This window comes from Pauljensenia hongkongensis, from assembly GCF_001746855.1.
Classification (GTDB): Bacteria; Actinomycetota; Actinomycetes; order Actinomycetales; family Actinomycetaceae; genus Pauljensenia; species Pauljensenia hongkongensis.
Map to the genome: position 1 here is coordinate 164,966 of NZ_CP017298.1, position 3,710 is coordinate 168,675.

Consider the following 3,710-nt stretch of genomic DNA (forward strand, 5'->3'; position numbering starts at 1 on the left):
GACGGGGGGAGGGAGGACGGCGGCCTCACCAGCCCCGTGGCCCTCTCGGCCGCGGCCAGCGCGCTGCGGGCCGCCGCGAGCCTGTCGATGGCGGATGCCCCCACCTCCCCCTCCTTCCGTAGAACAGGTGTTCGATTCGGTCATTTTAGGGGAGGGCGCCCGCGCCTGCGTCCAGGGGCCTCCGGTGGCGCCCGGGCCGCGCCGGTCCGACAATGGAGGCCCCGCCCGATTCCGGGCAACCCGATGGAGGAACCATGGATCTGACGACGCGCCCGAGTGCCCGCGCCCCCTACGAGGGGATGGGCGTCCCCTCCTTCTCCCTCACAAGCGACACCCTGGCCGACGGGGGGACGATGCCCGCCAGCGCGACCGCGCAGGGCGGTTCGCGCTCCCCCCACCTCGCCTGGTCCGGCGCCCCGGACGGAACCCGCTCGTTCATGGTCACCTGCTTCGACCCGGACGCCCCCGTCCCGGCCGGGTGGTGGCACTGGGCCGTCCTCGACCTGCCCGCCTCGGCCTCGCGCCTGGAAGAAGGGGCCGGGCGCTCCGACCTGGAGCTCGACGGGCCCGCCTTCCACCTGCGCGGGGACACCGGCGACGCCTCCTACTTCGGCGCGGCCCCTCCCCCCGGCGACCGCCCCCACAGGTACGTGTTCTCCGTGCACGCCCTGGACGTGGACACCCTGGGGCTGGACGACGACGCGACGCCCACGATGGCGGCGTTCACGGCCCTGGGCCACACGTTGGCGCGGGCCGACCTGACCGTCACCTTCCAGGCCTGAGGCCCGATGCTCCACATCGTCTTCTGGGAGCCCGAGATCCCCGGGAACACGGGCGCGGCCATCCGGCTGTCGGCGTGCACCGGCTCGGTGCTCCACCTCGTGCGCCCGCTCGGCTTCGACATGGATGACGCGAAACTGCGGCGGGCGGGGCTGGACTACCACGATCTGGCGCACGTCCGCGTCCACGACTCCCTGGACGGGGCGCTGGCCGGGATCCCGGGCCGCGTGTGGGCGCTGACGGGCCGCGCCGAGCGGGCGTACACGGACGTGGCCTACGGCGACGGCGACGGACTGCTGCTGGGGCGCGAGTCCGTGGGCCTGTCCGAGGAGGCCATGTCCCACCCGGGGGTCGCCGGCCGCGTGCGCATCACGATGGTGCCGGGGGTCCGCTCCTTGAACCTGGCGAACTCGGCCGCGATCGTCCTCTACGAGGCGTGGCGCCAGCTGGGCTTCCCCGGGGGCGCGTGAGGGGCGACGGCTCCCCCGCCCCCTCGGCGGGGCGCCTGACCGGAGGGGCGGCTGGAGGTGTCCAGCCCCGTCGGCCCCGGTCCCGGCGCGGGCGGCCCGTCAGCGCTGCCAGCGCGACGGCCGCTCGATGGACTCGGCGATCTCGACGATGCGACGGGGGTTGGAGCGCCACATCCACACCAGGCCGATGAGGGAGACGGCCAGGGGCGCGTAGTAGAAGTCGGAGCCCAGTCCGGTCCACGCCGACCGGGGGCCGTTGAGCTCGGGGACCCCCAGGCCCGCGACCCACAGGACCAGGGGGGCGGCGATGGTGACGCCTATCGACGTCCACCCCACGATCCGCATGCGCCTGCCGTTGTGCGTCAGGGCGGTCGCCGCCGCCAGGTACACGGCCCCCGCCAGGACCGCCAGGATGGGCGGCCCCCAGGGCTCGTCGGCGTTGTGGTGGAACAGATCCACCACTGCGACCACCAGGATCCACGCGCCGAGCAGCCAGAACAGGGCGATGACGATGCGCCCCAATCCGAACGACGGCGGGCGCTGGTCCCCGTGCGACCCCGGGCTGTCTGGTTGATCGGGCATGGTCCCTCCTTGTAGGCGCCTTCCGATCATAACCGCCGCGCCCCCCGTTCGTCGTTGTCGCACGGCCGAGGGGGCGCCCCCCGGTGTGGGCCGTTGCACCTGGCGACTTCCGCGGGCAGGCGGACAGCGCAGCGGCGCCGTGGGACAATGGGCCCAGAGGGGCAGTGAGTCCCGTCATGAAATCGGATCCACCGGGGCGGCGCCCGCCGCCGTCCCACAAGGAGTTCAAAGGAGTTCAGACGTGAGTGAGCCACAGTACGACATCGTCGTCCTCGGCGCGGGCTCGGGCGGTTACGCGACCGCGCTGCGGGCCGCCCAGCTCGGCATGAGGGTCGCCCTCATCGACGGGGACAAGGTCGGCGGCACGTGCCTGCACCGCGGCTGCATCCCCACGAAGGCCTACCTGCACGCCGCCGAGACCGCCGACGCGGTCCGGGAGTCGGCCAGGTTCGGCGTCCGCTCCACGTTCGGCGGAATCGACATGGCGCAGGTCGCCAAGTACCGCGATTCCGTCATCGGCGGCCTGTACAAGGGGCTGCAGGGCCTGCTCTCCTCCAGGGGCGTCGAGGTCGTCAAGGGGTGGGGGCGCCTGGTGTCGCCCGACACGGTCGAGGTGGGCGGGCGCGCCCTGGTGGGCAGGAACGTCGTCCTCGCGACCGGCTCCTACTCGCGCTCGCTCCCCGGCCTGGACATCGGCGGCCGCGTCATCACCTCCGACCAGGCGCTGCAGATGGACTGGGCGCCCCAGTCCGCGGTGGTCCTCGGCGGCGGCGTCATCGGACTGGAGTTCGCCTCCGTGTGGAGGAGCTTCGGCGCCGAGGTCACGATCATCGAGGCGCTGCCCCATTTGGCCAACAACGAGGACGAGGCGGTCTCCAAGCAGCTCGAGCGCGCCTACCGCAGGCGCGGCATCAAGTTCCACACGAACACGCGCTTCGCGGGCGCTGTGCAGGACGAGGGCGGGGTGCGCGTGGTCACGGAGGACGGCAAGTCCTTCGACGCCGACGTCCTGCTGGTGGCCGTGGGCCGCGGGCCCGTCACCGAGGGCCTGGGCTACGAGCAGGCGGGCATCCGGATGGACCGCGGCTTCGTCCTCACCGACGAGCGCCTGCGCACGGGCGCGGGCAGCGTCTACGCGGTCGGCGACATCGTCCCCGGCCCGCAGCTGGCGCACCGGGGGTTCCTGCAGGGGATCTTCGTCGCCGAGGAGATCGCGGGCCTGGGCCCCAGGATGCAGGCCGACGCGAACATCCCGCGGGTGACGTTCTGCGAGCCGGAGATCGCCTCGGTCGGCCTGACGGAGAAGCAGGCGCGCCAGGAGTACGGCGACGCTGTGCGCACGGTCGAGTACAACCTGGCGGGCAACGGCAAGTCCACGATCCTGGGGACCTCGGGCATGATCAAACTGGTCTCCGTCCAGGACGGGCCGATCGTCGGCTTCCACGGGATCGGATCGCGCATCGGCGAGCAGATCGGCGAGGGCGGGCTCATGGTCAACTGGGAGGCGTTCCCCTCGGACGTGGCCTCGATCATCCACGCCCACCCCAGCCAGAACGAGTCCATCGGGGAGGCTGCGATGGCCCTGGCCGGCAAGCCCCTCCACGTCCACAACTGAGCCCCAGATTTACTAGGAGATTACTTATGGCAACCGCAGTGACTATGCCGGCCCTGGGCGAGTCCGTCACGGAGGGCACGGTCACGACGTGGCTGAAGTCCGTGGGCGACCGCGTCGAGGTGGACGAGCCCATCGTCGAGGTGTCCACCGACAAGGTCGACTCCGAGGTCCCCTCCCCCGTCTCCGGCGTCCTGCTGGAGATCCTGGTGCCCGAGGACGAGACCGTCGAGGTGGGCGCCCGGATCGCCCTCATCGGCGACCCC

5 protein-coding genes are annotated in these 3,710 nt (G+C 72.4%); 4 read left to right on the top strand and 1 reads right to left on the bottom strand.

Features of this window, described 5'->3' with window-relative positions:
• Positions 1-254: 254 nt before the first annotated feature.
• Positions 255-782, top strand: a complete 528-nt coding sequence (locus BH719_RS00740) for a YbhB/YbcL family Raf kinase inhibitor-like protein (RefSeq protein WP_009399886.1) — start codon at positions 255-257, stop codon at positions 780-782.
• A gap of 6 nt (positions 783-788) precedes the next feature.
• The gene (locus BH719_RS00745) at positions 789-1,250 is read left to right on the top strand and encodes a tRNA (cytidine(34)-2'-O)-methyltransferase (protein ID WP_009399888.1); all 462 of its coding nucleotides are present in this window, start codon (positions 789-791) and stop codon (positions 1,248-1,250) included.
• A gap of 99 nt (positions 1,251-1,349) precedes the next feature.
• Here the strand turns inward: BH719_RS00745 and BH719_RS00750 are convergent, their stop codons facing one another.
• Positions 1,350-1,832: a hypothetical protein gene (locus BH719_RS00750; protein WP_009399890.1), complete on the bottom strand. Its 483-nt coding sequence runs from the start codon at positions 1,830-1,832 to the stop codon at positions 1,350-1,352.
• Positions 1,833-2,073: 241 nt separating this feature from the next.
• Here BH719_RS00750 and lpdA point away from each other — a divergent pair, with 241 nt between their 5' ends.
• Both lpdA and BH719_RS00760 read left to right on the top strand, forming a co-directional pair.
• Positions 2,074-3,447, top strand: coding sequence for a dihydrolipoyl dehydrogenase (lpdA, locus tag BH719_RS00755; protein ID WP_009399892.1), 1,374 nt, complete (start codon positions 2,074-2,076; stop codon positions 3,445-3,447).
• 26 nt (positions 3,448-3,473) lie between these two features.
• A partial coding sequence (locus BH719_RS00760) for a biotin/lipoyl-containing protein (protein WP_009399913.1) occupies positions 3,474-3,710 on the top strand: 237 nt, incomplete at its 3' end.

Excerpts from the sequence above, each read along its gene's own strand:
- BH719_RS00740 (WP_009399886.1), top strand. The coding sequence starts at position 255 with ATGGATCTGACGACGCGCCCGAGTGCCCGCGCCCCCTACGAGGGGATG.
- BH719_RS00745 (WP_009399888.1), top strand. The coding sequence starts at position 789 with ATGCTCCACATCGTCTTCTGGGAGCCCGAGATCCCCGGGAACACGGGC.
- BH719_RS00750 (WP_009399890.1), bottom strand. The coding sequence starts at position 1,832 with ATGCCCGATCAACCAGACAGCCCGGGGTCGCACGGGGACCAGCGCCCG.